This window comes from Enterococcus raffinosus, from assembly GCF_019175485.1.
Taxonomy (GTDB): domain Bacteria; phylum Bacillota; class Bacilli; order Lactobacillales; family Enterococcaceae; genus Enterococcus_A; species Enterococcus_A raffinosus.
In genome coordinates, this window is the sequence record NZ_CP072888.1 from 1085491 (window position 1) to 1109757 (window position 24267).

General features: G+C 41.6%; 16 protein-coding genes and 3 rRNA genes. 13 read left to right on the forward strand and 6 right to left on the reverse strand.

Annotated features, from left to right (window positions below):
* Positions 1–12 precede the first annotated feature (12 nt).
* Positions 13–1968 (forward strand): glucose PTS transporter subunit IIA, encoded by a 1956-nt coding sequence (locus J9537_RS05330; protein ID WP_218256996.1) that lies wholly within the window; start codon positions 13–15, stop codon positions 1966–1968.
* Positions 1969–2082: 114 nt separating this feature from the next.
* A complete protein-coding gene (locus tag J9537_RS05335) occupies positions 2083–2400 on the forward strand; it encodes a DUF1905 domain-containing protein (RefSeq protein ID WP_218256997.1) in 318 nt (105 codons plus the stop codon).
* A 41-nt stretch (positions 2401–2441) separates the two neighbouring features.
* On the opposite strand, the gene J9537_RS05340 is transcribed toward J9537_RS05335, so the two are convergent.
* The gene (locus J9537_RS05340) at positions 2442–3293 is read right to left on the reverse strand and encodes a MurR/RpiR family transcriptional regulator (protein WP_010746454.1); all 852 of its coding nucleotides are present in this window, start codon (positions 3291–3293) and stop codon (positions 2442–2444) included.
* 141 nt (positions 3294–3434) lie between these two features.
* Between J9537_RS05340 and J9537_RS05345 the strand changes: the two genes are divergently transcribed.
* Positions 3435–4070 (forward strand): VTT domain-containing protein, encoded by a 636-nt coding sequence (locus J9537_RS05345; RefSeq protein ID WP_218256998.1) that lies wholly within the window; start codon positions 3435–3437, stop codon positions 4068–4070.
* Between the two features lie 48 nt (positions 4071–4118).
* On the opposite strand, the gene J9537_RS05350 is transcribed toward J9537_RS05345, so the two are convergent.
* The 4 genes from J9537_RS05350 to J9537_RS05365 all read right to left on the reverse strand — a co-directional run bounded on the left by J9537_RS05350 (position 4119) and on the right by J9537_RS05365 (position 8965).
* Positions 4119–4913, reverse strand: a complete 795-nt coding sequence (locus J9537_RS05350) for a metallophosphoesterase (protein ID WP_218256999.1) — start codon at positions 4911–4913, stop codon at positions 4119–4121.
* An 85-nt stretch (positions 4914–4998) separates the two neighbouring features.
* Entirely contained in the window at positions 4999–6006 is a 1008-nt protein-coding gene (locus J9537_RS05355) for a LacI family DNA-binding transcriptional regulator (RefSeq protein ID WP_010746451.1), read from the reverse strand.
* Positions 6007–6027: 21 nt separating this feature from the next.
* On the reverse strand, positions 6028–6687 hold the full coding sequence (gene pgmB / locus J9537_RS05360) for a beta-phosphoglucomutase (RefSeq protein ID WP_218257000.1): 660 nt from the start codon (positions 6685–6687) through the stop codon (positions 6028–6030).
* The gene (locus tag J9537_RS05365; protein WP_218257001.1) at positions 6680–8965 is read right to left on the reverse strand and encodes a glycoside hydrolase family 65 protein; all 2286 of its coding nucleotides are present in this window, start codon (positions 8963–8965) and stop codon (positions 6680–6682) included. The genes pgmB and J9537_RS05365 overlap by 8 nt, the downstream gene beginning before the upstream one ends.
* A 335-nt stretch (positions 8966–9300) precedes the next feature.
* Here J9537_RS05365 and J9537_RS05370 point away from each other — a divergent pair, with 335 nt between their 5' ends.
* The 5 genes from J9537_RS05370 (at position 9301) to rrf (ending at position 17636) form a co-directional block, all read left to right on the forward strand.
* Positions 9301–11484 (forward strand): PTS transporter subunit IIBC, encoded by a 2184-nt coding sequence (locus J9537_RS05370; protein ID WP_218257002.1) that lies wholly within the window; start codon positions 9301–9303, stop codon positions 11482–11484.
* Between the two features lie 48 nt (positions 11485–11532).
* Positions 11533–12324, forward strand: coding sequence for an endonuclease/exonuclease/phosphatase family protein (locus tag J9537_RS05375; protein WP_218257003.1), 792 nt, complete (start codon positions 11533–11535; stop codon positions 12322–12324).
* A 423-nt stretch (positions 12325–12747) separates the two neighbouring features.
* A 16S ribosomal RNA gene (locus J9537_RS05380) occupies positions 12748–14306 on the forward strand.
* Positions 14307–14529: 223 nt separating this feature from the next.
* Positions 14530–17442 (forward strand): 23S ribosomal RNA (locus J9537_RS05385).
* Positions 17443–17520: 78 nt separating this feature from the next.
* A 5S ribosomal RNA gene (gene rrf / locus J9537_RS05390) occupies positions 17521–17636 on the forward strand.
* The 16S, 23S and 5S rRNA genes sit together here, the layout of an rRNA operon.
* A gap of 174 nt (positions 17637–17810) precedes the next feature.
* On the opposite strand, the gene J9537_RS05395 is transcribed toward rrf, so the two are convergent.
* Positions 17811–19112: an ISL3 family transposase gene (locus tag J9537_RS05395; protein ID WP_002302440.1), complete on the reverse strand. Its 1302-nt coding sequence runs from the start codon at positions 19110–19112 to the stop codon at positions 17811–17813.
* Positions 19113–19270: 158 nt separating this feature from the next.
* Here J9537_RS05395 and J9537_RS05400 point away from each other — a divergent pair, with 158 nt between their 5' ends.
* From J9537_RS05400 to J9537_RS05420, 5 genes are all read left to right on the forward strand, one after another.
* Positions 19271–19954 carry a helix-turn-helix domain-containing protein gene (locus J9537_RS05400; protein ID WP_060789657.1) on the forward strand — a complete coding sequence of 228 codons (684 nt, stop codon included), beginning with the start codon at positions 19271–19273 and terminating at the stop codon, positions 19952–19954.
* A complete protein-coding gene (locus J9537_RS05405) occupies positions 19933–20853 on the forward strand; it encodes an IS3 family transposase (RefSeq protein WP_315968035.1) in 921 nt (306 codons plus the stop codon). Before J9537_RS05400 ends, J9537_RS05405 begins: the two co-directional genes overlap by 22 nt.
* Positions 20854–21249: 396 nt before the next feature.
* Complete coding sequence (rsxC, locus tag J9537_RS05410; RefSeq protein ID WP_218257004.1) at positions 21250–22563, forward strand: electron transport complex subunit RsxC; 1314 nt, start codon at positions 21250–21252, stop codon at positions 22561–22563.
* 2 nt (positions 22564–22565) lie between these two features.
* On the forward strand, positions 22566–23552 hold the full coding sequence (locus J9537_RS05415) for an RnfABCDGE type electron transport complex subunit D (RefSeq protein ID WP_218257005.1): 987 nt from the start codon (positions 22566–22568) through the stop codon (positions 23550–23552).
* 145 nt (positions 23553–23697) lie between these two features.
* Positions 23698–24258: a histidine phosphatase family protein gene (locus J9537_RS05420; RefSeq protein ID WP_218257334.1), complete on the forward strand. Its 561-nt coding sequence runs from the start codon at positions 23698–23700 to the stop codon at positions 24256–24258.
* Positions 24259–24267: the final 9 nt, after the last annotated feature.

Consider the following 24267-nt stretch of genomic DNA (forward strand, 5'->3'; position numbering starts at 1 on the left):
GAGGGAAGAACTATGGCGAAAGAAGAATTAAGCTTAAATCAAATTGCTAAAGAGATCTATGAAGGTGCCGGTGGGATGGAGAACGTTCAGAGCGTAGTCCATTGTATGACGCGAGTGCGCATGAGTGTTCGCGATGATAGTAAAGTCGATCAGGCAAAATTAAAGAGTATCCCTGGTGTCCTTGGCGTTGTTGATGATGAACAACTTCAGGTAATCATTGGTCCTGGTAAAGTGAACAAGGTTGCGAAAGAAATGGTGGATATCGCTGGAGTTGGTCTAGGAGAGGAATTACCTCACGGTTCTGGGAAGGACAAAGTGAATGCTAAGGCTGCTGAAATGAAAGCCGCACAAAAAGCAAAACAAAAAAATTCTCCATTTAAAGCTATTTTAAAAGATATCTCAAATATTTTTGTTCCGATGATCCCGGCATTCGTTGGGTCTGGATTAGTCGCTGGTATCGCAGCGATCCTAACGAACTTGGTGACTGCGGGCACGATTGATGCAGCGAATTGGCAACAAATCATCGATGTAATGAACATCTTAAAAAATGGGATGTTTACGTATTTGGTCATTTTTACAGGGGTAAATTCGGCACAAGTATTTGGTGCTAACCCGACGCTTGGTGGAGTAATTGGTGCGGTGGTATTGTTAACGGGAATGAACCCGGAAGCGCCGATTAAAAATTTATTCACTGGTGATGCCTTAGCTGCTGGGCAAGGCGGGATTATCGGTGTTATCTTCGCCGTTTGGTTACTATCAATCGTTGAAAAGAAATTACATCAAATTATTCCGGATGCGGTAGATATTATTATCACTCCAATGCTCTCCTTGTTAGTAATAGGCTTACTGGAAATCTTCTTGATTATGCCGCTAGCAGGTTTCATTTCTAATGGAATGGTCGGTGGAATCAACTGGGTATTATCAGTAGGTGGAGCGTTCTCTGGCTTTGTTTTAGGAGCGTTGTTCCTGCCGATGGTTATGTTTGGCTTGCATCAGATTTTGACACCGATTCATATCCAAATGATCGGGGAAACAGGTAAAACACTATTGTTACCAATCCTAGCAATGGCTGGTGCTGGACAAGTGGGTGCCGCTTTCGCATTATGGATGAAACTTCGTAAGGACAAAGAATTGACTGAAATGATCAAAGGAGCGCTGCCTGTTGGTATCTTAGGTATCGGTGAACCATTGATCTATGGGGTTACATTGCCATTAGGTCGTCCATTTATTACTGCGTGTATCGGCGGTGGTATCGGTGGTGGCGTGCTTGGCGCATTAGGCGGCATTGGTGCGATCGCTATTGGCCCTTCTGGTGTTGCCTTGATCCCATTAATTGCTGATGGACGCTGGTGGGGGTATGTGCTTGGCTTGTTAGCTGCATATGTTGGCGGTTTTGTTGCAACGTACTTCTTTGGTATCCCTAAAGATAAATTAGCAGAACAAAAGTTGGCTGAGGAAACAATCATCGATTCAAAAGAATCAGCAAACAATACAACAGTATCAGCACATGAAACAACTGTTTTCACCTCAGTTGCTAATGGTTCTGTTCATCCGCTAGAAGAAGCGGCGGATCCGGTTTTTGCGGATAAAATGATGGGGGAAGGCTACTTTGTTGAGCCAACAGATGGAGCGATTTTTGCTCCAGTAGCTGGAAAAATCTCAACTATTTTTCCAACAAAACACGCGATTGGCATCACAACTGCTAGTGGATTAGAAGTTCTGCTTCATATGGGAATCAATACGGTAGAACTTGACGGGAAGCCTTTTGAAGTGCTAGTAAAAGAAGGGCAACAGGTTACGCCTGAAACACAGCTTGCTTCTGTAGACTTATCAGCAATTAAAGAGGCTGGTAAAGGCACATCTATGATGGTACTAATCACTAATATGAATGATGTAGAAACGCATGTACTTGAAAAAACTGGTGCTGTTAGTGCTTCAGAAGAAGTCTTTAAGGCAACGACAAAATAAAGAGTATACTGAGCAGATCCTTTTGATCTGCTCTTTTTTGCAATATAAGACTTTAAGAGTTTCCAACGATTACTCTATGCTACAATTAATTAAAATGGATCAGGAGGAGAAGATATGGATAATAAAGGGATCAATTATGAGTTTTCCTCAAGTGTTTATTATTATTCTTCGTCACCTCAGATGACTGGTTGGACGATGGTCTCGCTTCCTAAAAATCTTTCGTCAGCTATCCGAGAGGCATTCAAATCTTTAGAAGAGGGATGGGGAAGGATGAAAGTGACGGCAAAAATTGGGAAGACAGAGTGGCAAACAGCTATTTGGTTCGATACGAAGCAGGACACTTATTTGCTTCCTCTTAAAGCGGTGGTTAGAAAAAAAGAAAAGATCACAGAAGAGTCGATTGTAACAGTCAATATTTGGATACAGTATTAAGCAAAATACCCTGAAAGGAGTTGTCTCCTTTCAGGGTATTTTTAAAAATATTTTTTTCGATATTCTTGGACAATCGCGCGGGTCGTATAAATTTTCTCCGCATTTTCCTTGTTACGGCTGATATAGACATAAAACAATAAATCGATTGTAATAAATTGCGCTAAAATCGAGTCCGTCGCAGCGCTTCGATAAGTCGCTTCGGTAGGTCGAGAAGTTTGAAGGCAAACATCGGAAAGTTTTGCCAACGGGTTTTGTCCAAACTGAGTCAACGTAATGATTGGAATGCCTAAATCTTTCGCGGTCTCAGCTAATGCGATCAATTCAGAAGTTAAGCCAGAATTTGAAACCAACCAAATAACGGCTTCTTTTTGGTGTAAAACAAGCTGTGGTAGGATCGTGTTATAATCCGGCTCACTAATAATATTTTTTCCTAAGCGGCTCCATTTTTGAACAATATCGGTTGCTGCTAAGTTAGATGCTCCGATTCCCAAGACATAACAGAATTCTTTTTCTTCAAGTAATGTGCAGGCTTCAAGAAATTCCTCTTCGTTAAACAAGGCGGTCGTCTCATCGATTGTGTAGCGAGCATTACTTGCTAATTTATTTTTCAAGCTATGGAAGGATTCATCATGATCCACATCACTATACGTATTATTGCTACGTTCCTGCATCGTTTCAGCAGAAAGTTCAATCTTGAAATCAGTTAGGCTATTAAAGCCCATTTTTTTTGAGAAGCGCACAACGGTAGGCGCGCTGGCTCCTGAAGCTTCTGCGATTTCATTCGCTGTCATGCTGGCGGCTTTTTCACTGTTATCACGAATGAAGCAGTAGATTTTTTTTTCGGCTGCAGACATTTCCTTCTGCATGCTTTTCATGTGAGAAAGAACGCTCATAAAATACTCCTTTTCCTCTTTTTTACTATTATACCATTTTCCGTATAATTTTATTTTTTCTATAAAACAATGGGTCCTTCTTTCCTTTTTCTAAAAAAGTCGTATGATAAGAATGGAAACATGTCAGAAGGAGTAGGATGTATGGCTTTAGTTGATTTTATTTTGCATATTGATGCGCACATGGTGTCTTTAGTTCATCAATACGGTCTTGGGATTTACCCCATTTTATTTGCAATTGTTTTTATTGAAACGGGTGTCGTTATTTTTCCATTCTTGCCTGGAGATTCTTTCTTATTTGCGGCAGGGGCATTAACTGCTTTAGGAGGAAACGTTCTTCATCTACCCTATGTGATTGGAATTTGTGTGATTGCAGCGATTTTAGGAGATATGATGAATTACTGGATTGGTCATACATTAGGTGTTAGGGCGTTATATCATAGCCCGATATCTCGTTTTATCAAAGAGGACAAAGTGCGAGAGGCTGAAAACTTTTTTAATGAACGAGGAAAGTGGACGATTTTCTTAGGACGATTTATGCCATTTGTACGTACGTTCATCCCGTTTATTGCTGGTTCGAGTAAAATGAATTGGAGGACTTTTTCTAGCTTCAATATTTTTGGTGCGATTGTCTGGGGAACGGTTGTCAGTGTAGCGGGCTACTTTTTAGGAAATATCCCGATTGTCAGCGATCATTTTTCATTAATTATGCTGCTGATTGTTTTTGTTTCCTTGGTGCCGATCATAGTCCCGTATCTTAAACAAAGAATTCGCGCATGAAAAAGAGTTTGGAAGACTTTCTGAGTAGAAAAGCTTCCAAACTCTTTTTTATAGATGGAAATACAGGATTTCTGGCGTTACTCGAAAGCGTAAAGGAGGTCCTGTCGTCCCCAATCCAGTATTGACGACTAGCCCTGTTTGAGGTGTCAGCATATAAATACCTTGATCGTAGAGTTTCGACCCCAAATTTTTATAAGGTTTAATTGGAAAACGAATCTGTCCACCATGACTGTGACCAGATAAAATTAGATCGAAACGATCGAGCTGAGGCAAGTGTCTGACTTGATCAGGTTCATGAACCATTAAGATAGAGAAAGCTGCCTCTTTAGGAAGCGTATCATAGTCAGGATGTCCTTCTTGCCCATCATCGATTCCTGTCAGACTAAGTTGATCTACTTGTAAGCTCTGATTTTTCAACAGGACAAATCCGCCATCTTTCAGCATTTGACCTACCGCTGATTGTCCATCGGAACGATAATCATGGTTTCCTAAAATTGCGAATTTTCCTTTTGGGGCATTGATTTTTGCTAGTTGTTGACTAATAGCTGTACAATCGCGAGTTTGCCAATAACGATAGTTTTCGATCAAATCACCGGTAAATAATACAATATCAGGCTGTGTCTGATTCAACTTATTGATAATTTTATCAAACCGTTTCGGAGAATAAAACGGTGAGAAGTGGCTGTCGCTGATTTGTGCGATAGTTAAGCCAACTTTTTTTCCGGGTTTAATTGTCAATTGTTCATTTCTTATGAGTTGAAAGTGCTTTTCGATCAATTGGTAGGTTGCGTAACGGCAATAGATCAGAAAGAGCACCAGCAGTATACCTAAAAGTAGAATCATCTATACCATTTTCCTTCTGATTTTTTGCTAGTATATAAAAAATAACGACCTGTCACAAGTTGGACAGGTCGTATTTAAGGATAATTTAAATCGTACGGACAGTTTCTCGTTGGATAAGATGATGCGGTACGACTAATTGGACGCCGCTAGATTGTTTCTGGTCAATTTGTTCCATTAATTTTTGTGTCCCTAGACGACCAAGATCAGAAATATCGATATCAATCGTTGTCAGATAAGGGTGAACAAGTGTTGCGAATATTGAATTGTTGAAGCTGATAACGGATAGATCGTCCGGTACTTTATAGCCATGCAGTGTTGCTAATTGGATCATTCTTAAAGCAAAGATATCATCGATAACAACTAAGGCTGTCGCACCCGTTTCCTTGATGACTTCAGGGAAATCTGTGTAATCTTCTGGCTGAAGCATCGTCAACGGTGGATGAGTAGGCAACCCTTGCAGCATCATAGCCTCTTGATAACCGAAATAACGTTCAAAGAAAATGACTTCTTGATTCACGTTTGATACGAACAAGATATTTTTGTGCCCTTTTTCAATTAAGTGCTCCGTAGCCTGCTTCCCTAATAGCTGATTGTCATTATCAACATAAACGATGTCAGCTTCTCTTTTTGCTGGACGCCCAATCAATGTGAAGGGAACTTGATTGCTATACAGATACTCTGCCACAGGATCTTTCTTTTCAGAATAGGTGAGGATAAAGCCATCCACCTGTTTTTGCCGATGCATTCGCGTGACATTTTCTAATAACGTTTGGCTATTGTCAGCAGAGGCGACTGCTGTTGTCACTTGGAATTCTGCGGCTGTTTCATTTACAGCAGTCAATATTTCTAAATAGAAGGGGTTGCCTAACCGTTCCCGTGAGTCAAGGGGCGGTAAAATCACCCCCACAGAATTGGCCCGTTGTTTTCCAAGATTTCGAGCTGTGATATTGGGAAAATATCCCATCTCATCCATGATCTTTCGCACTTTCTGTTTTGTATCATCAGAGATACTAGGGTGATCATTTATTACACGAGAAACAGTAGAAGGAGAGACCTTTGCTTTTTTTGCGACATCTTTAACTGTAAATACCATCTTTCTCTCCTTCCTAAGTGGCTATCTATGCCACTGTTCTTCTAAAAATTCTAAAGTTAATTTGTCAGTAGAATCTACTAAGGGGATATCCTCTCCTAGTTGCTCAGGATTTCCGACACCCACTGGGATAGCACCACTCGCTTTAATTGCAGTGATACCTGCCTGCGCATCTTCAATTCCGAGACATTCTTCAGGGGATAGACCTACGACTTGCGCAGCTAATATAAAAATATCTGGCGCTGGTTTCCCAGCTTTTACTGCTGCTGGATCGGCAATGCCGTCAAAGTATTCTGTAAGTGCCATTTGCTTCAAAAGAAACGGTCCATTTTTACTAGCCGATGCTAGAGCTATTTTAATGTTAGCCTTCTTTAGAGCCTTCAACAATTCTAAAATACCTGGATAAACATCCTTCGGTGAGACAGCTTGAATCATTTCCACGTAGTTGTCGTTTTTCATCTTTGCTAAATGATTGAATTCAACTTCGGTAAAATCGTTTTCGCGATTTCCGTGAGCTAGAATCAGGCGTAAAGAATCTTCGCGACTGACGCCTTTTAGCTTCTCGTTGAATTCGCGATCAATCGAGATTCCTAGGTCATCGGCTAATTTCTTCCATGCGAGGTAATGATATTCGGCCGTATCAGTAATGACGCCGTCTAAATCAAATAAAACTCCTTTAAACATGCTGTTCCTCCTGTTCTAAGGGAACGCTTATTGAGCTGCTTAAGGAAATTTCTTTTCCATAAAGCATCATATCTAATGCTGGTCCATCTTTCAAGTCGATTCGCATTTCTTTTTGATTCACTGCTATCGCTAATAAGCGTCCGCGGTAATTGATATGGAAAGCGTATTGTTCCCAGTTAGTTGGTAATACTGGTGCGAAGCTAAGGTTTCCAGTATTTGTTTTCATTTGAGCGAATCCTTGTACAATCGCTAACCAGCTGCCGGTCATAGAAGTAATATGAAGACCGTCATCCGTATCGTTGTTGTAGTTGTCTAAATCTAAACGAGCGGTACGTTGGTACATCTCCATTGATTTGTCCGTTAGCCCCAATTCAGCCGCTAAAATAGCGTGAATTGAAGGGGAAAGGGAAGACTCGTGAACTGTCATAGGTTCATAAAATTCAAAGTTCTTTCGTTTTTCTTCTTGTGTAAATTGATCACTGAAGAAGTAGATACCTTGCAAAACATCTGCCTGTTTAATGAAGCAAGAACGTAAAATTTTATCCCAAGACCAATTTTGATTCAGGGGCCGATCTGCTGGATCAAGTTCAGAAGTAGGCATTAAGTCCTTGTCTAAGAACGTATCATGTTGAACGAAAATACCTAACTCTTCATCAGTTGGGAAGTACATATGGTCGATAATGTCTTGCCATTTCGCCTGTTCTTCTGATGAGATTGTAACAGTTGCCAACGTTTGGAATTTTTTGTAATTTTCCAAAGTATAAGAAAGAACCCAAGTCGCTAGATAATTTGTATACCAGTTATTGTTAATATTGTTCTCGTATTCGTTTGGCCCTGTTACACCATGAATCATGTATTTTTGTTGACGTTTTGAATAATGCACGCGGTCCGCCCAGAAACGTGAGATTTCAGTTAAGACTTCTAAACCTTCCTTTTGAATATAGCTTTCATCGCCGGTATAGGTTGTATAGTTATAAATGGCATGAGCGATTGCTCCATTTCGATGGATTTCCTCAAAAGTAATTTCCCATTCATTATGGCACTCTACACCCGTAAAGGTAACCATTGGGTATAATGCGCCTTTTAATCCTTGCTGCCGCGCGTTGTGCTGAGCCTGTGGTAATTGGTTATGTCGATATTTCAATAAATTTTTAGTGACGTTTGGCTCAGAAATTCCAAGATACATAGGGACTGCGTAGGCTTCTGTATCCCAATAAGTAGCACCGCCGTATTTTTCTCCTGTAAAACCTTTTGGTCCGATATTCAAGCGTTCATCTTCTCCATAATAAGTAGCGAACAATTGGAAAATATTGAAGCGAATCCCTTGTTGAGCTTCATCGTCTCCGTCGATTAAGACATCCGCTAGCGCCCAACGATTTGCCCAAGTAGCATTTTGCTCAGCCAATAAATCTTCAAAAGAAGCATCGTATTCTGTCAATAAGTCGATGGCTTTTAGAGCTTGTTCCGATTCAGGAATATCCCGACTAGTTAAAACAACCACACGTTTTTCTAATTGGATAGGATGTTCCTCTTTTAAATCAAAGGTAAACGTTTCTGCTACTTCTAATAAATCGTCCTGTTGCAGCCCAGGTACGGAGCCAATATGTTTCATTGCACCGGTCACTGAGAATTGCTCAATGCCGAAATTGTTTGGAATCGTTTGTGTCGTTAAAAAGCTGATCTCTTCCTGATGCCCACGTTCTTTTTCTAACCAGAACATTTCTTCGTAATTACTGTCTTCGTTTTGAACATTACTATCTAATTTAGAAACAACTTTTAATTGTGCATCGCCAACCAAAGTTTCTGCTGTAAGTCGAATAACTGCTAATTCTTGCTTAACAACACTTAAAAATCGTTCAAAAGTAAAGCGAACTTTCACTTCATCAACAGCTACAACAAAAGTACGAGAGAGCACACCATTTTTCATATCAAGCTCTAAATCAAAATCTTCAATGTCATTTGTAGCCAGATCAATCTCTTGCTCGTTTATAAACAGTTTCATTTGAATAAAATCAAGCGCGTTGATGACTTTCCCGAAATATTCAGGATACCCATTTTTCCACCAACCAACACGTGTTTTATCAGGATACCAGATGCCTGCTAGGTAGGTTCCTTGATGATGATCTCCTGTGTAGCTTTCCTCAAAATTCCCGCGCATCCCCATATACCCATTTCCGATACTTGTTAGAGATTCCTGTAGACGTCGGTTTTCTTTATCTAACTTAGTCGTGCGAATTTTCCAAGGGTCAATCTCAAAAAGACGTTGTACTTTTTTCATGATAGTCCTCCTTATTTCCTATTAATAGATTTGATGCTTGTATGGATAGTCGTTTAGTTAATTTTTTGATAGAGGTACTTTAGATAGCTCTTTTTTCTATTGTAACTAAAAACTTTACTTGCATCATTCATTTCTTAATACTATAATAAACGCAATCGGTTGCGCAAGTCAAGCGTTAATTTGCTTAATGCAATAAGGCTATTTGAAAAGGTTTTTGTGATTTTTAATATTTTTCGTTGAAAGAGTTTACAAATCAAAAGCAAAAGTATATAATATGAATCAACGAAACCGATTGCGTTGTTGTAAGCAACAGAAAAAAAGTAGGAGGAGCAAAGATGAAGGGAATAAAAAAGATTTTTAGTTTTGAGTTTTGGCAGAAGTTCGGGAAGGCCCTAATGGTGGTAATTGCAGTAATGCCGGCAGCAGGGTTAATGATTAGTATAGGGAAATCCTTACCTTTGATTAATGAGAATCTCGGATGGTTAGTTACGACAGGTGGAGTAGTAGAGAATATTGGTTGGGCAATCATTGGAAATTTACATCTGTTGTTTGCCTTGGCAATTGGCGGAAGTTGGGCGAAAGAGCGAGCTGGTGGTGCATTTGCGGCAGGGCTATCATTCATTTTGATTAATAGAATCACCGGTGCGATTTTTGGGATTTCCTCAGATATGCTTGCAGATCCGAGTGCAGTAACTCATACATTGTTTGGACAAAAAATAATGGTAGATGGTTATTTCACAAGTGTCTTGGAGGCTCCTGCATTAAATATGGGAGTATTTGTCGGTATTATTGCCGGGTTCGTGGGTGCAACAGCTTATAATAAGTATTACAATTTCCGTAAGCTGCCAGAAGTTTTGACTTTCTTTAATGGAAAACGCTTCGTTCCTTTTGTAGTTATCTTACGATCAGTAATAGTTGCGTTAGTTTTGGCACTTGTATGGCCTGTGATTCAAACAGGAATTAATGATTTTGGTAAGTGGATTGCAAATTCACAGGAAACAGCGCCAATCTTAGCGCCTTTCCTTTACGGTACATTGGAACGTTTGCTCTTGCCATTTGGTTTGCACCACATGCTGACGATTCCAATGAACTATACACAATTGGGTGGAACCTACGATATCTTGACTGGCGCACAAGCTGGAAGTCAAGTGTTCGGGCAAGATCCTTTATGGTTAGCTTGGGCAACGGACTTAGTTAACTTGAAAAACAGTGGTGACATGTCTCAATATCAAGAAGTATTAACTCAGTGGACACCAGCGCGTTTCAAAGTTGGACAAATGATCGGTTCGAGCGGCATTCTGATGGGATTAACGATTGCTATGTATCGTAATGTTGATCCAGACAAAAAGAAAAAATACAAATCTATGTTTCTTTCAGCAGCAGTCGCTGTCTTCTTAACAGGAGTAACTGAACCGCTAGAGTTTATGTTTATGTTTGTCGCGGTACCGCTGTATGCGTGCTATGCAGTGATTCAAGGGGCGGCTTTTGCAATGGCGGATGTCATTAATTTACGTGTCCATTCATTCGGTAACATTGAACTGCTGACTCGGGTACCGATGACGTTGAAAGCGGGACTAGGCGGAGACCTACTGAATTTTGTATTGACTAGTATCGTATTCGGTGTATTTACTTATTTCTTTGCTAATTTTATGATCAAAAAATTCAACTATGCTACACCAGGAAGAAATGGGAATTACGAAGTAGATACTGAAGAAGAAAGTACAGGAACAGCAGACGGTTCTGTTTCTGCCGATTCTCAAATTGTGAAAATTATTAACCTTTTAGGTGGTGCGAAAAACATCACGGATGTAGATGCTTGTATGACTCGGTTACGGGTATCCGTTGCAGATAAAAGCATTGTTGGCGGAGAAGAAGAATGGAAGAAAGCTGGTGCAATGGGTCTACTAGTTAAGGATAATGGTGTTCAAGCAGTGTATGGACCTAAAGCAGATATATTGAAGTCAGATATACAAGATTTATTAGATTCAGGTGTAGAAATTCCTGTAGCTAATCTGCAAAACAATTCATCTGAACCTGAGAAAGCAGCAGTGGCGTTCAAAGGTCTCCAAGCTGATATCGTTGCGCCGGCGAATGGTGAGCTCATTCCAATTGATAAAGTAGAAGATGATGTATTCTCTCAAAAAATGATGGGTGAAGGGTTTGCGGTGGTTCCTGAAAATGGTGAGATCGCTAGTCCGATAGCAGGAACAATTGTTTCGGTTTTCCCAACAAAACATGCGATTGGTATCAAAACGGATGATGATATTGAAGTGTTACTACACATGGGGATTGATACGGTTGATCTTGGTGGTGATGCCTTTGAAATTAAAGTTCGCGAAGGTGAAAAAGTAAAAGCTGGGAAAATTGTGGCAAGCGCAGATTTAGCGACAATTCAAAAAGCAGGAAAAATGACAACGATGATTGTAGTGTTCACTAATGGTGACAAGATTGACAATTACCATTATGATAAAACTGGACTGGTTTCTCGTGGAGAGAAGATTGGGTCAATCGATTATTAAAGTGGGGCGAGAACAATCAAAGTACTAACCTTGAATACTCATAGCTGGATGGAAACAGATAATCATATGCAGGTCGATATTTTAGCTAAACGAATTGCTAAGGAAGACTATGATTTTGTTGGGCTACAAGAAGTGAATCAGCTCATGGACAGCCCATTGGCAGAACCGGATGAGTATTTTCAACCGACCTCAGAGCAACAAGCGATTCGTCAAGACAACTTTTTGTTTTGTTTGGTCAAATGCTTAAAAGATTTGGGCTGCAACTATTATTGGAGCTGGAGCTATAATCATATCGGCTATGATATTTACCACGAAGGAATCGGATTGCTATCAAAAACACCGATAGAATCGGAAAGTCATCTAATTTCTGAAAGCTCTGATCCAACGGATTATCATACAAGAAAAGTTATGATTAGCACTACCACGATCAATGGTCAAAAAACATTTGTAGCTAGCGCTCATTTCTCTTGGTGGCAAAATGAAAAAAAAGCTTTTGCTTATGAATGGAGTATCATAGAAAAGATATTGCTGGAAAAGCAAGGCTCGTTGATTATGATGGGTGATTTTAACAACGAAGCGAAAAGAATCGGTGAAGGGTATGATTTAGTAAAAAACAGTTCACTTGGTTTGCATGACGCATTCGTTTTGGCAAAAGACAGGTATGGTGAGAATACAGTAGAAAAAGAAATTGACGGTTGGTCAGGGAACGATGCCAAGCTTCGAATCGACTATATTTTGGTATCTGATAATTACGAGGTTAAAAGCTACCATATTATTTTTGATGGAAATAATGAGTCTATAATTAGTGATCACTTTGGAATAGAAGTAGAGATGGACTAGCAATTAGCTAGTCCATTTTCTATTATAATGAAATTATTTTGAAAAACAGTTGAAAAGTATTTGACATTATTTTTCAATATGATATTATCAATAACGTTGCTGAAACAAGTTGATTTAACAATGGATAATAAATGTTGACAGACTTTTTGTTAAATGTTATTATTTCAAAGTTGTCAATTGAGTTTCAAAACTTTTTCAAAAATAAATGAAAAAAGTTGTTGACATTCAATTAGCAACCTGTTAAGATATAAAAGTTGCTGAAACAAAGCGACAAACAATGTAGACCTTTGAAAACTGAACGAATAAAACAAACCAAATGTGTAGGGCGTTTCTTTTAATAGAAACAAACAACATAGCAAGCAATATGCTAGCAAGTCAATTTTTACAATTGAGCTGATCAGTCGCAAGACTGTTTCAAACACTTTTTATGAGAGTTTGATCCTGGCTCAGGACGAACGCTGGCGGCGTGCCTAATACATGCAAGTCGAACGCCTTTTCTTTCACCGGAGCTTGCTCCACCGAAAGAAAAGGAGTGGCGAACGGGTGAGTAACACGTGGGTAACCTGCCCATCAGAAGGGGATAACACTTGGAAACAGGTGCTAATACCGTATAACAATAGAAACCGCATGGTTTCTATTTGAAAGGCGCTTTTGCGTCACTGATGGATGGACCCGCGGTGCATTAGCTAGTTGGTGAGGTAACGGCTCACCAAGGCAACGATGCATAGCCGACCTGAGAGGGTGATCGGCCACATTGGGACTGAGACACGGCCCAAACTCCTACGGGAGGCAGCAGTAGGGAATCTTCGGCAATGGACGAAAGTCTGACCGAGCAACGCCGCGTGAGTGAAGAAGGTTTTCGGATCGTAAAACTCTGTTGTTAGAGAAGAACAAGGATGAGAGTAGAATGTTCATCCCTTGACGGTATCTAACCAGAAAGCCACGGCTAACTACGTGCCAGCAGCCGCGGTAATACGTAGGTGGCAAGCGTTGTCCGGATTTATTGGGCGTAAAGCGAGCGCAGGCGGTTTCTTAAGTCTGATGTGAAAGCCCCCGGCTCAACCGGGGAGGGTCATTGGAAACTGGGAAACTTGAGTGCAGAAGAGGAGAGTGGAATTCCATGTGTAGCGGTGAAATGCGTAGATATATGGAGGAACACCAGTGGCGAAGGCGGCTCTCTGGTCTGTAACTGACGCTGAGGCTCGAAAGCGTGGGGAGCAAACAGGATTAGATACCCTGGTAGTCCACGCCGTAAACGATGAGTGCTAAGTGTTGGAGGGTTTCCGCCCTTCAGTGCTGCAGCTAACGCATTAAGCACTCCGCCTGGGGAGTACGACCGCAAGGTTGAAACTCAAAGGAATTGACGGGGGCCCGCACAAGCGGTGGAGCATGTGGTTTAATTCGAAGCAACGCGAAGAACCTTACCAGGTCTTGACATCCTTTGACCACTCTAGAGATAGAGCTTCCCCTTCGGGGGCAAAGTGACAGGTGGTGCATGGTTGTCGTCAGCTCGTGTCGTGAGATGTTGGGTTAAGTCCCGCAACGAGCGCAACCCTTATTGTTAGTTGCCATCATTTAGTTGGGCACTCTAGCGAGACTGCCGGTGACAAACCGGAGGAAGGTGGGGATGACGTCAAATCATCATGCCCCTTATGACCTGGGCTACACACGTGCTACAATGGGAAGTACAACGAGTCGCGAAGTCGCGAGGCTAAGCTAATCTCTTAAAGCTTCTCTCAGTTCGGATTGTAGGCTGCAACTCGCCTACATGAAGCCGGAATCGCTAGTAATCGCGGATCAGCACGCCGCGGTGAATACGTTCCCGGGCCTTGTACACACCGCCCGTCACACCACGAGAGTTTGTAACACCCGAAGTCGGTGAGGTAACCTTTTGGAGCCAGCCGCCTAAGGTGGGATAGATGATTGGGGTGAAGTCGTAACAAGGTAGCCGTATCGGAAGGTGCGGCTGGATCACCTCCTTTCTAAGGAATATTACGGAAACTACACAGGTTGCTTTATTCGTTCAGTTTTGAGAGGTCTACTCTCAAATCGTTCATTGAAAACTGGATACAGAAACAATAATTTAAACAAACCGAGAACACCGCGTTGAATGAGTTTTTTAAATAAGTTCAATTGCTTATTTTTTCTGATTGGGAAATCTATCGCTAGATGGAACAATCAACCCCCTAACGCAAGTTAGGATAAGGTTAAGTGAATAAGGGCGCACGGTGGATGCCTTGGCACTAGGAGCCGATGAAGGACGGGACTAACACCGATATGCTTCGGGGAGCTGTAAGTAAGCTTTGATCCGGAGATTTCCGAATGGGGGAACCCAGCATCTTTTATAGGATGTTACTTTTCAGTGAATACATAGCTGATTAGAGGTAGACGCAGAGAACTGAAACATCTAAGTACCTGCAGGAAGAGAAAGAAAAATCGATTCCCTGAGTAGCGGCGAGCGAAACGGGAAAAGCCCAAACCAAGAGGCTTGCCTCTTGGGGTTGTAGGACTCCGATATGGTAGTCCAGTGAGATAGTCGAAGGACCTGGAAAGGTCTGCTAGAAAGGGTAAAAGCCCCGTAGACAAAATTTGACTGGCACCTAGGAGGATCCTGAGTACGGCGGAACACGAGGAATTCCGTCGGAATCCGGGAGGACCATCTCCCAAGGCTAAATACTCCCTAGTGACCGATAGTGAACCAGTACCGTGAGGGAAAGGTGAAAAGCACCCCGGAAGGGGAGTGAAATAGATCCTGAAACCGTGTGCCTACAACAAGTTAGAGCCCGTTAATGGGTGATAGCGTGCCTTTTGTAGAATGAACCGGCGAGTTACGATTACTTGCGAGGTTAAGTTGAAAAGACGGAGCCGCAGCGAAAGCGAGTCTGAATAGGGCGAATGAGTAAGTGGTCGTAGACCCGAAACCATGTGATCTACCCATGTCCAGGTTGAAGGTGCGGTAAAACGCACTGGAGGACCGAACCCACGTACGTTGAAAAGTGCGGGGATGAGGTGTGGGTAGCGGAGAAATTCCAAACGAACTTGGAGATAGCTGGTTCTCTCCGAAATAGCTTTAGGGCTAGCCTCAGAGTAAGAATGATGGAGGTAGAGCACTGTTTGGACTAGGGGCCCATCTCGGGTTACCGAATTCAGATAAACTCCGAATGCCATCCATTCATCTCTGGGAGTCAGACTGTGAGTGATAAGATCCATAGTCGAAAGGGAAACAGCCCAGACCACCAGCTAAGGTCCCCAAATAACTATTAAGTGGAAAAGGATGTGGGGTTGCACAGACAACTAGGATGTTGGCTTAGAAGCAGCCACCATTTAAAGAGTGCGTAATAGCTCACTAGTCGAGTGACCCTGCGCCGAAAATGTACCGGGGCTAAATAGTTTACCGAAGCTGTGGAACACACCAATAGGTGTGTTGGTAGGAGAGCGTTCTAAGGGCGTTGAAGGTAGATCGTGAGGACTGCTGGAGCGCTTAGAAGTGAGAATGCCGGTATGAGTAGCGAAAGACAGGTGAGAATCCTGTCCACCGAATGACTAAGGTTTCCTGGGGAAGGCTCGTCCGCCCAGGGTTAGTCGGGACCTAAGCCGAGGCCGAAAGGCGTAGGCGATGGATAACAGGTTGATATTCCTGTACCCGTTGTTTTTGTTTGAGCAATGGAGGGACGCAGGAGGCTAAGGAATCAGACGATTGGAAATGTCTGTCCAAGCAATAAGTCTTGATGTGAGTCAAATGCTTACGTCTTTAAGGACAAGTTGTGATGGGGAGGGAAATAATAGTACCGAAGTTCCTGATGTCACACTGCCGAGAAAAGCTTCTAGTGAGAAAACAATGGCCCGTACCGCAAACCGACACAGGTAGTCGAGGAGAGAATCCTAAGGTGAGCGAGAGAACTCTCGTTAAGGAACTCGGCAAAATGACCCCGTAACTTCGGGAGAAGGGGTGCTGATCTAACGATCAGCCGCAGTGAATAGGCCCAAGCGACTGTTTATCAAAAACACAGGTCTCTGCAAAATCGAAAGATGACGTATAGGGGCTGACGCCTGCCCGGTGCTGGAAGGTTAAGAGGAGTGCTTAGCGTAAGCGAAGGTACGAATTGAAGCCCCAGTAAACGGCGGCCGTAACTATAACGGTCCTAAGGTAGCGAAATTCCTTGTCGGGTAAGTTCCGACCCGCACGAAAGGCGTAACGATTTGGGCACTGTCTCAACGAGAGACTCGGTGAAATTTTAGTACCTGTGAAGATGCAGGTTACCCGCGACAGGACGGAAAGACCCCATGGAGCTTTACTGCAGTTTGATATTGAGTGTTTGTACCACATGTACAGGATAGGTAGGAGCCGTAGAAGTCGGGACGCTAGTTTCGACAGAGGCGCTGGTGGGATACTACCCTTGTGTTATGACCACTCTAACCCGCACCACTGATCGTGGTGGGAGACAGTGTCAGATGGGCAGTTTGACTGGGGCGGTCGCCTCCTAAAGAGTAACGGAGGCGCCCAAAGGTTCCCTCAGAATGGTTGGAAATCATTCGCAGAGTGTAAAGGCACAAGGGAGCTTGACTGCGAGACCTACAAGTCGAGCAGGGACGAAAGTCGGGCTTAGTGATCCGGTGGTTCCGCATGGAAGGGCCATCGCTCAACGGATAAAAGCTACCCTGGGGATAACAGGCTTATCTCCCCCAAGAGTCCACATCGACGGGGAGGTTTGGCACCTCGATGTCGGCTCGTCGCATCCTGGGGCTGTAGTCGGTCCCAAGGGTTGGGCTGTTCGCCCATTAAAGCGGCACGCGAGCTGGGTTCAGAACGTCGTGAGACAGTTCGGTCCCTATCCGTCGCGGGCGTTGGAAATTTGAGAGGATCTGTCCTTAGTACGAGAGGACCGGGATGGACTTACCGCTGGTGTACCAGTTGTCTCGCCAGAGGCATCGCTGGGTAGCTATGTAGGGAAGGGATAAACGCTGAAAGCATCTAAGTGTGAAGCCCACCTCAAGATGAGATTTCCCATTTCTTTAAGAAAGTAAGATCCCTGAGAGATGATCAGGTAGATAGGTCAGAAGTGGAAGTGCAGTGATGTACGGAGCGGACTGATACTAATCGATCGAGGACTTAACCAAAATAAAATGATTGTCGGTCGTTTAAAAACGTTTCTGATCCAGTTTTGAGTGAACGAAGTTTACTCAAGTAAATAGCAGTGTGGTGGCGATAGCGAGAAGGATACACCTGTTCCCATGTCGAACACAGAAGTTAAGCTTCTTAGCGCCGATTGTAGTGAGGGGTTGCCCCTTGTGAGATTAGGACGTCGCCACGCCCAAAAAGACTGTCCATGTCGTGGATAGTCTTTTTTTGATAAATAATGTAGAAAATTCAGCGTTCAACAGTTGTGATATGCTACCCCTAACTAGGACAAAGAAATAATGGCTCTTTGTCAAATAGGACTGATAGAGTGAGATAAGAACATCTAAGGTAGAATTCCTTTTCTACTTTAGATGTTTTTTGATTCATAGGTAATCAGATTATTTAGTAAGAAAATTCTGGTCTTCATTTTCCGAAAGCTTCGAAAGCCATAAGCGACTCGTTTCAATGCTTTGATGTGGGTATGCAGATTTTCTATTTTGGCATTTGAATAAGGCAATTCGAGGGCTAAACGAATGCCGGATTCATAGTTTATAAAAGCTTTTTTTATAGAATGCAGTTCTTTTGGAACGGAATTGGGCATCGTTCTTACAAGTTTAAAGAAAGTGTCCGCCTCTTTGTCGTGAAACGCTTGAAGAATTTCTTGATAGTAAAAATAGGCGATTCGTAATTCGTCAGAGATCGAAAGCAGACGATCCACCACTTCACTTTCGGTGAGATACGCCCAACCAAAATTGCGCCATTTGGTCCATTTGTCATAAACAAGCTTGTCCTGTCGTTTGATCAGAAGCCGAGACAACGCCTTTAATTGTCGATAATATTTGGCTTGTGTTGGATCGTTTCGATCAAAGCTTTTCATGATTCGTACGCGAATATCCTCAAATTTACGAATGAGATGTTTGACAATGTGAAAACGATCCACAACGAGTTTTGCCTTTGGAAAACATTCCTTTATCAGAGAGGCATAAGAAACATTCATGTCCGTCACGATGACCTTTACCTTCAATCGTGCGCGTCGTTCAAATTGCATAAAATAAGAAACGAGAGCCTTTTTCTTCCGTGAAGGAAGAATATCCAGTAATTTTCCAGTATCGCCATCCATACAAGAAAAGGAGTAGGGACCGACTTGATTTTTCAGTGAACGAAATTCATCCATTAATAAACAACGCGGTAACCAATTTCTTTTTACTTTTGTCATGGGGATCAGAGAAGCGAGTGTCCGAGAAACGGTCGACCAAGAAACTCCGCAATGCTTAGCGATTGTCGTCATTGCTTGTTTTTCCGTTAGCTCTTCTAAAATTTTATAGCGCACTTGTTTAGCGATAAAGCAGTTTCTATCGACAATGTAGGTATTCGCCGTAAAATAGGTGTGGCAGCCACGACAGTGGTAGCGTTGTTTCGCTAAAGCAAGATAAGTCAGTTGGTTCGCACATTTATTAAGTTGAATGAGCGATTTTTTCTTTCCGTTCTTAACGATCATGCCTTCATGATTCATCTGTTTACACAAAGGACAGCGACGAATTTCTTTACTTAACGTCGCAGAAACAACAAGACTCTTGATATTCTTAATGCTCTTCGATTCCACATTTGTGATGAAAATGTTTTTATCTTTGATTCCAAGTAGTAGTTTGATATGATGAAGATCAGGCATACAGAACGCTCCTTTGCTTGTGTTGTGGTGATTCAATTCTAACGGAGCTTCTGTATGTTTTGTTTTTTCATGCTCAAAAAGGACCGATAGAATGATTTTCTATCAGTCCTAGAAATTATAGAGCCGAAATAATTAAGTCCTAGTTAGGGGTATTTATTATGGGAAAAAGACAGATGAAACTTACTGTGGAAAAACGAGTACAGTTTGTTAAGCAGTATTTGAATGGAGAACGAGGATCAGCTCGAACCGCTAAAGAAGCTGGAATTAGTTCCACTACGTTGAAACGATGGTGCGCAATTTATGAAAACGAAGGTCCTGCTGGGTTGATTGCCACAAGAAAGAATAAGGGATATTCAAAGGAACTAAAACTTGAAGCCGTTCTTGATTATCTGAATGGCTCAGACAGCCTATTGAGAGTAGCTAAAAGATACGAATTAAGAAGTACAACTCAACTTCGAGACTGGATTAAGAGATATAATACTCATGGAGACTTCAAATCAGAAAGTGGTGGAAGCAACGTGAGACAAACAAAAAAATTCAGTTTGGAAGAACGTGTAGAAATGGTCCTGTATTGTATCGCAAATGACTATGATTACAGCAGGACCGCAGTCAAATACCAAGTGAAATATGCCAATCTCTACAATTGGGTAAAGCGTTACGAAAAAAAAGGCAAGGCCGGTTTAGAAGATCGTCGTGGACAACGAAAAGCCAAACAAGAAAGTCGCACCCCAGAGGAAGACGCGCAAATCAGAATCGCTCAACTCGAAGAACAAGTAAAATACCAACAGATGGAGATCGACCTGTTAAAAAAAGTAAAGGAATTAGAAAGAAGGGATCGCTAGGACAAGTCAGAAAAGTAGTTGCTTACGAAGCAATCAAAGAACTTCACGAAGAAAAAGCCTATGCCATCTTACCCATGTGTAAAATCATGAGTGTCACTCGTTCGGCTTATTTGCGGTGGATCGAACATCCCTATAGTGAACGGACGCTAGAAAACATGGAATTGGCGAAAGTTATACGGATCATTCATAATGAACATCCTGAAAAAGGGTATCGCGGGATTAATAATGACTTGCTTCGAGAACACGATATTCATGTCAATGACAAACGCGTGTTGCGTATCTGCCGACATGAAGGGATTCAGTCGACCATCAAACACTCTGCCAACAGTATTACAAAAGGAGCGAATCATCCCTACCACACCGCCGAAAACATTTTAGATCGTAAGTTTACTGCCGAAGCGCCGAATCAAAAATGGCTAACGGATGTAACGGAATTCAAATATTATGAGGGACCAGAAATCCACAAGGTTTATTTAAGCGCGATTTTAGACCTCTATGATCGTCGGATTGTTTCTTACGTCATTAGTGATACCAATGACCTGAATATTGCCTTTGATACCTTCGATCAAGCAATCGAAACAGAACCTGATGCTCACCCGCTCTTTCATAGCGATCGTGGATTCCAATATACGCATCAGAATTTTTATAACAGAATCATTGAAGCTGAAATGACGCAAAGCATGTCTCGTGTTGGAAAATGTATCGATAATGGTCCGATGGAAGGGTTTTGGGGAATGATCAAACGAGAAAAATATTACGGCAAGAAATTTACGAGTCGTACAGAACTAGTCACGATGATTGCGAATTATATGGACTATTACAACAATGGGCGCTATCAACGGAAATTGCATGTGTTGACACCGATGGAGTATCACAATCTGTATTACGAAGCAGCCTAATCATTCGTGCGTTTCAAACATAAAACGTCCTTTGTTTTGTGTTTGAAACGCATGACCAACCAAGCGGCAGCGCGGTAGTTGTTTCTTAGAAAAGTTAAAAACTACTCTTCAAGAAGCGAAGAGTAGTTCTAAAAATCATTCATTATTTCATTGTCCTATTGACGGGTAGCCCACCATTGAGTAGATCGGTCTGTTGAATGCTTTTTTGTTTTACATTAAATTATAGTGCTATCATCAGAAAAAACGATTTTGATAATCCAGAAACTAACTAAACTAGGATGGTTATGTAATAACTTTTCAAATTATCTAATTAGATTTTTTGGGATAAAGGGTATTATTTTTAGCTATAAAATGTTCATGATATACTAAAAATATGAAGAATATTGGAGGAACGTGATGAACAAGCAAGCATTTAAAGGCGGAATTGATCTGCATCAAGATTCTGCTTTACATTTAAGAGGAATTGATAATTATAAAAAAGTGGAAAACATACATCCTAAAAAGGTCTATATTCCGGTTCAACAACACATTGGTGAACCTGCGGAAGTAATGGTATCAGTAGGAGAAGAAGTGTTCTTAGGTCAAACGATCGCGAAAATGGATGAAGGATTGGGGGCAAACGTTCATGCCAGTATTTCTGGAACCATTATTGAAATAAAGGAAATTGATCAAGGCCAAGACAATGAGATGACTTGCGTGGTGATCGAAAATGATTTTCGTGAACAACCGCGAGAGATTCATCATGAGACAATTGATGATTTATCCTCGGAAAGGATTGTTGAACGTGTTGAGGCTGCGGGAGTAGTTGGTTTGGGTGGTGCAACATTTCCTAGTCATGTAAAATTGAATCCTAAAGAGACAATTCATACTTGTATTTTTAATGGAGCAGAATGTGAACCGCTATTAATGGCAGATGCTGCATTAATGGTTACTCAAGGTGAAAAGTTGATTAAAGGGTGTGAATTAGTTTTAAAAGCAACAAAGGCAAATGAAGGAATTATCGCGATTGAAGATGATAAGCAAGAAGCCATCACAGTGATGAGAAGACTGTCTAAAGATAATCCGAAGCTCTCCGTTGCGGAAGTCCCGTCTGTCTATCCTCAGGGGAGCACAGAGATGTTGTTTAAAGCTATTACAGGTAAAGAAGCACCAGCCGACGGATCAACTAGAGATTTAGGTTATTTGATTATTAATGTAGCTACGACCGTGGCAGTTTTTGAGGCCATTGATCCAGGAATTCCTCTTAGCCATCGAATATGTTCAGTAGTTGGAGATGTAAAAAAGCAAAAGAATGTCTATTTCCCCATTGGAACGACGATTGAAGATATGATTGACTTTTGCGGTGGATTTGAGGGGAAACCATCAAAAATTATTACAGGTGGTTTTATGATGGGAAAGACGGTCGATACAATGGCGGCTTCTTTGACGAAATCTGCCAACGGATTGATTGTTATAAATGAAACACATGATCAGGACAGCTCCCCCAGTCCTTGCATCATGTGCGCGCGTTGTGTAGAAGTCTGCCCAATTGGCCTATTGCCTCATCAGCTTGAAAAAAGCTATTTAAAGGAAAATTGGAAACGTCTAGAAAAGCTTTATGTGGATAGCTGTATCAACTGTGGCTGCTGTACCTATATTTGCCCTGCAAGGCGTCATCTAGCTGAACATATCGTCGCAGGACAGCACACGCTCAAAGAAAGGAAGGCCTGATTATGGATAATAACCGTTCTTTCGAAGAAGTTCGCAGCAAGCGGTATCCGATGATGGAAGCATCCCCGCATTTGCTTTTTCATGAAAAAACCGACCAAATCATGCGACTCGTATTATTGGCACTATTTCCTAGTATCGTTGCCTCAATTATTTTCTTTGGTGCTCGATCGCTGCTCTTATATGTAATTTCGATTACGACCTGTCTGCTTTCAGAATTTGTATGGTTTAGGATTCGTAATCACTCATTGCCTAAAGACTATTCAGCGGCTGTTACGGGAGTTTTATTAGCGATGAGTCTACCGGTAAGTGTCCCCTTATGGTATCCGGCTTTAGGTGGAGTCATTGGAATTATTGTTGCAAAAGAGTTATTTGGCGGTATCGGTAGGAATTTATTGAATCCCGCCTTGACTGGTCGTGCTGTTTTAAGACTAATTTTTGTCAAAGAGATGTCTGAAAATGTTCAGCCACAGCCGTTTTTTTCAATAAATGGTTTAGATGTGGTATCATCAGCAACTCCATTGATGGAAGCTAAAGCTGGTGAATCACTCAGTTCTGGTCAGATGGTGGATAGTCTGACAGGTCTAATTGCAGGTAAAAATGCGGAAACGACCGCTATTCTTCTACTTTTAGGCGGATTATTTCTCTTATATAAAAAGGTGATTACATGGCATATTCCCTTCTGTATGATTGGTACAATTATTATTTTAGCGCTATTCATAGGAAAAGGGGATCTGACGATTGTTTTTGCCCATGTTTTTGGTGGTGCTACGATGCTGGGGGCCTTTTTTATGGCAACAGATTACAGTACCTCGCCCACGACACTAAAAGGAGAGATTATTTACGGGATTTGCTGCGGTTTGTTATTGATGGCTTGGCGGGAGCTAAGTTCGATGCCAGAGGGAATGACCTTTATTCTATTAATTATGAATTGTTTCGTTCCTCTAATTGATCATCTTATTATACCGCGAGCTTACGGCGTGGAAAGATAGCAATTATTTTCAGTAAAAAAGTAGACGTCCTTTCATTCTAATGATAAAGTGATAAAGTTGGTGGCTATTACCAGTTTATTAGAAAGAATTATCTTGGGAATCACTCCATGATTTTCAATTTATAGGATAGAGAGGATTGTTTTATTTGCTTTACGTTGCGAGACATGGTGAGACTGAATTGAATCGGAAGGGGATCATTTCAGGTAGAAGTGATATATCTTTATCAGAAGTGGGGTATAAGCAAGCCGAATTTTTAGCAGAAGAAGTAGCAGCCCTTAAAACGCCCATAACTAAAATAATCCATTCGCCGTTAGAAAGAGCGCGAGAAACTGCACGGATCGTAGCAGAAAAAAATCAGTTGCTAATGAATATGGATGAACGCTTAATAGAGTTAGATTACGGGGATTACGATGGGACAAGTGATAAATCTGAAGGGTATTTAAAATTAAGAACACAATTTGCAGTCAGGTATCCCAATGGAGAATCTTTGATGGATGTTTACGCGCGAATTGTCCCATTGCTGGAAGAATTGGAACAGGATTCTGAAAATACTTATTTATTAGTCTGTCATAATTCTGTGATTCGGGCGATCAAAAATTATTTTGAACCTCTTGAAAATGAAAAAGTCTTTAACTATCGAACCCCTAATGCAAAATTGATTGGTTTTGATTGGAAAAAAGTAGCATCAACGATCAAGAGTGCATAAAAAAACGGA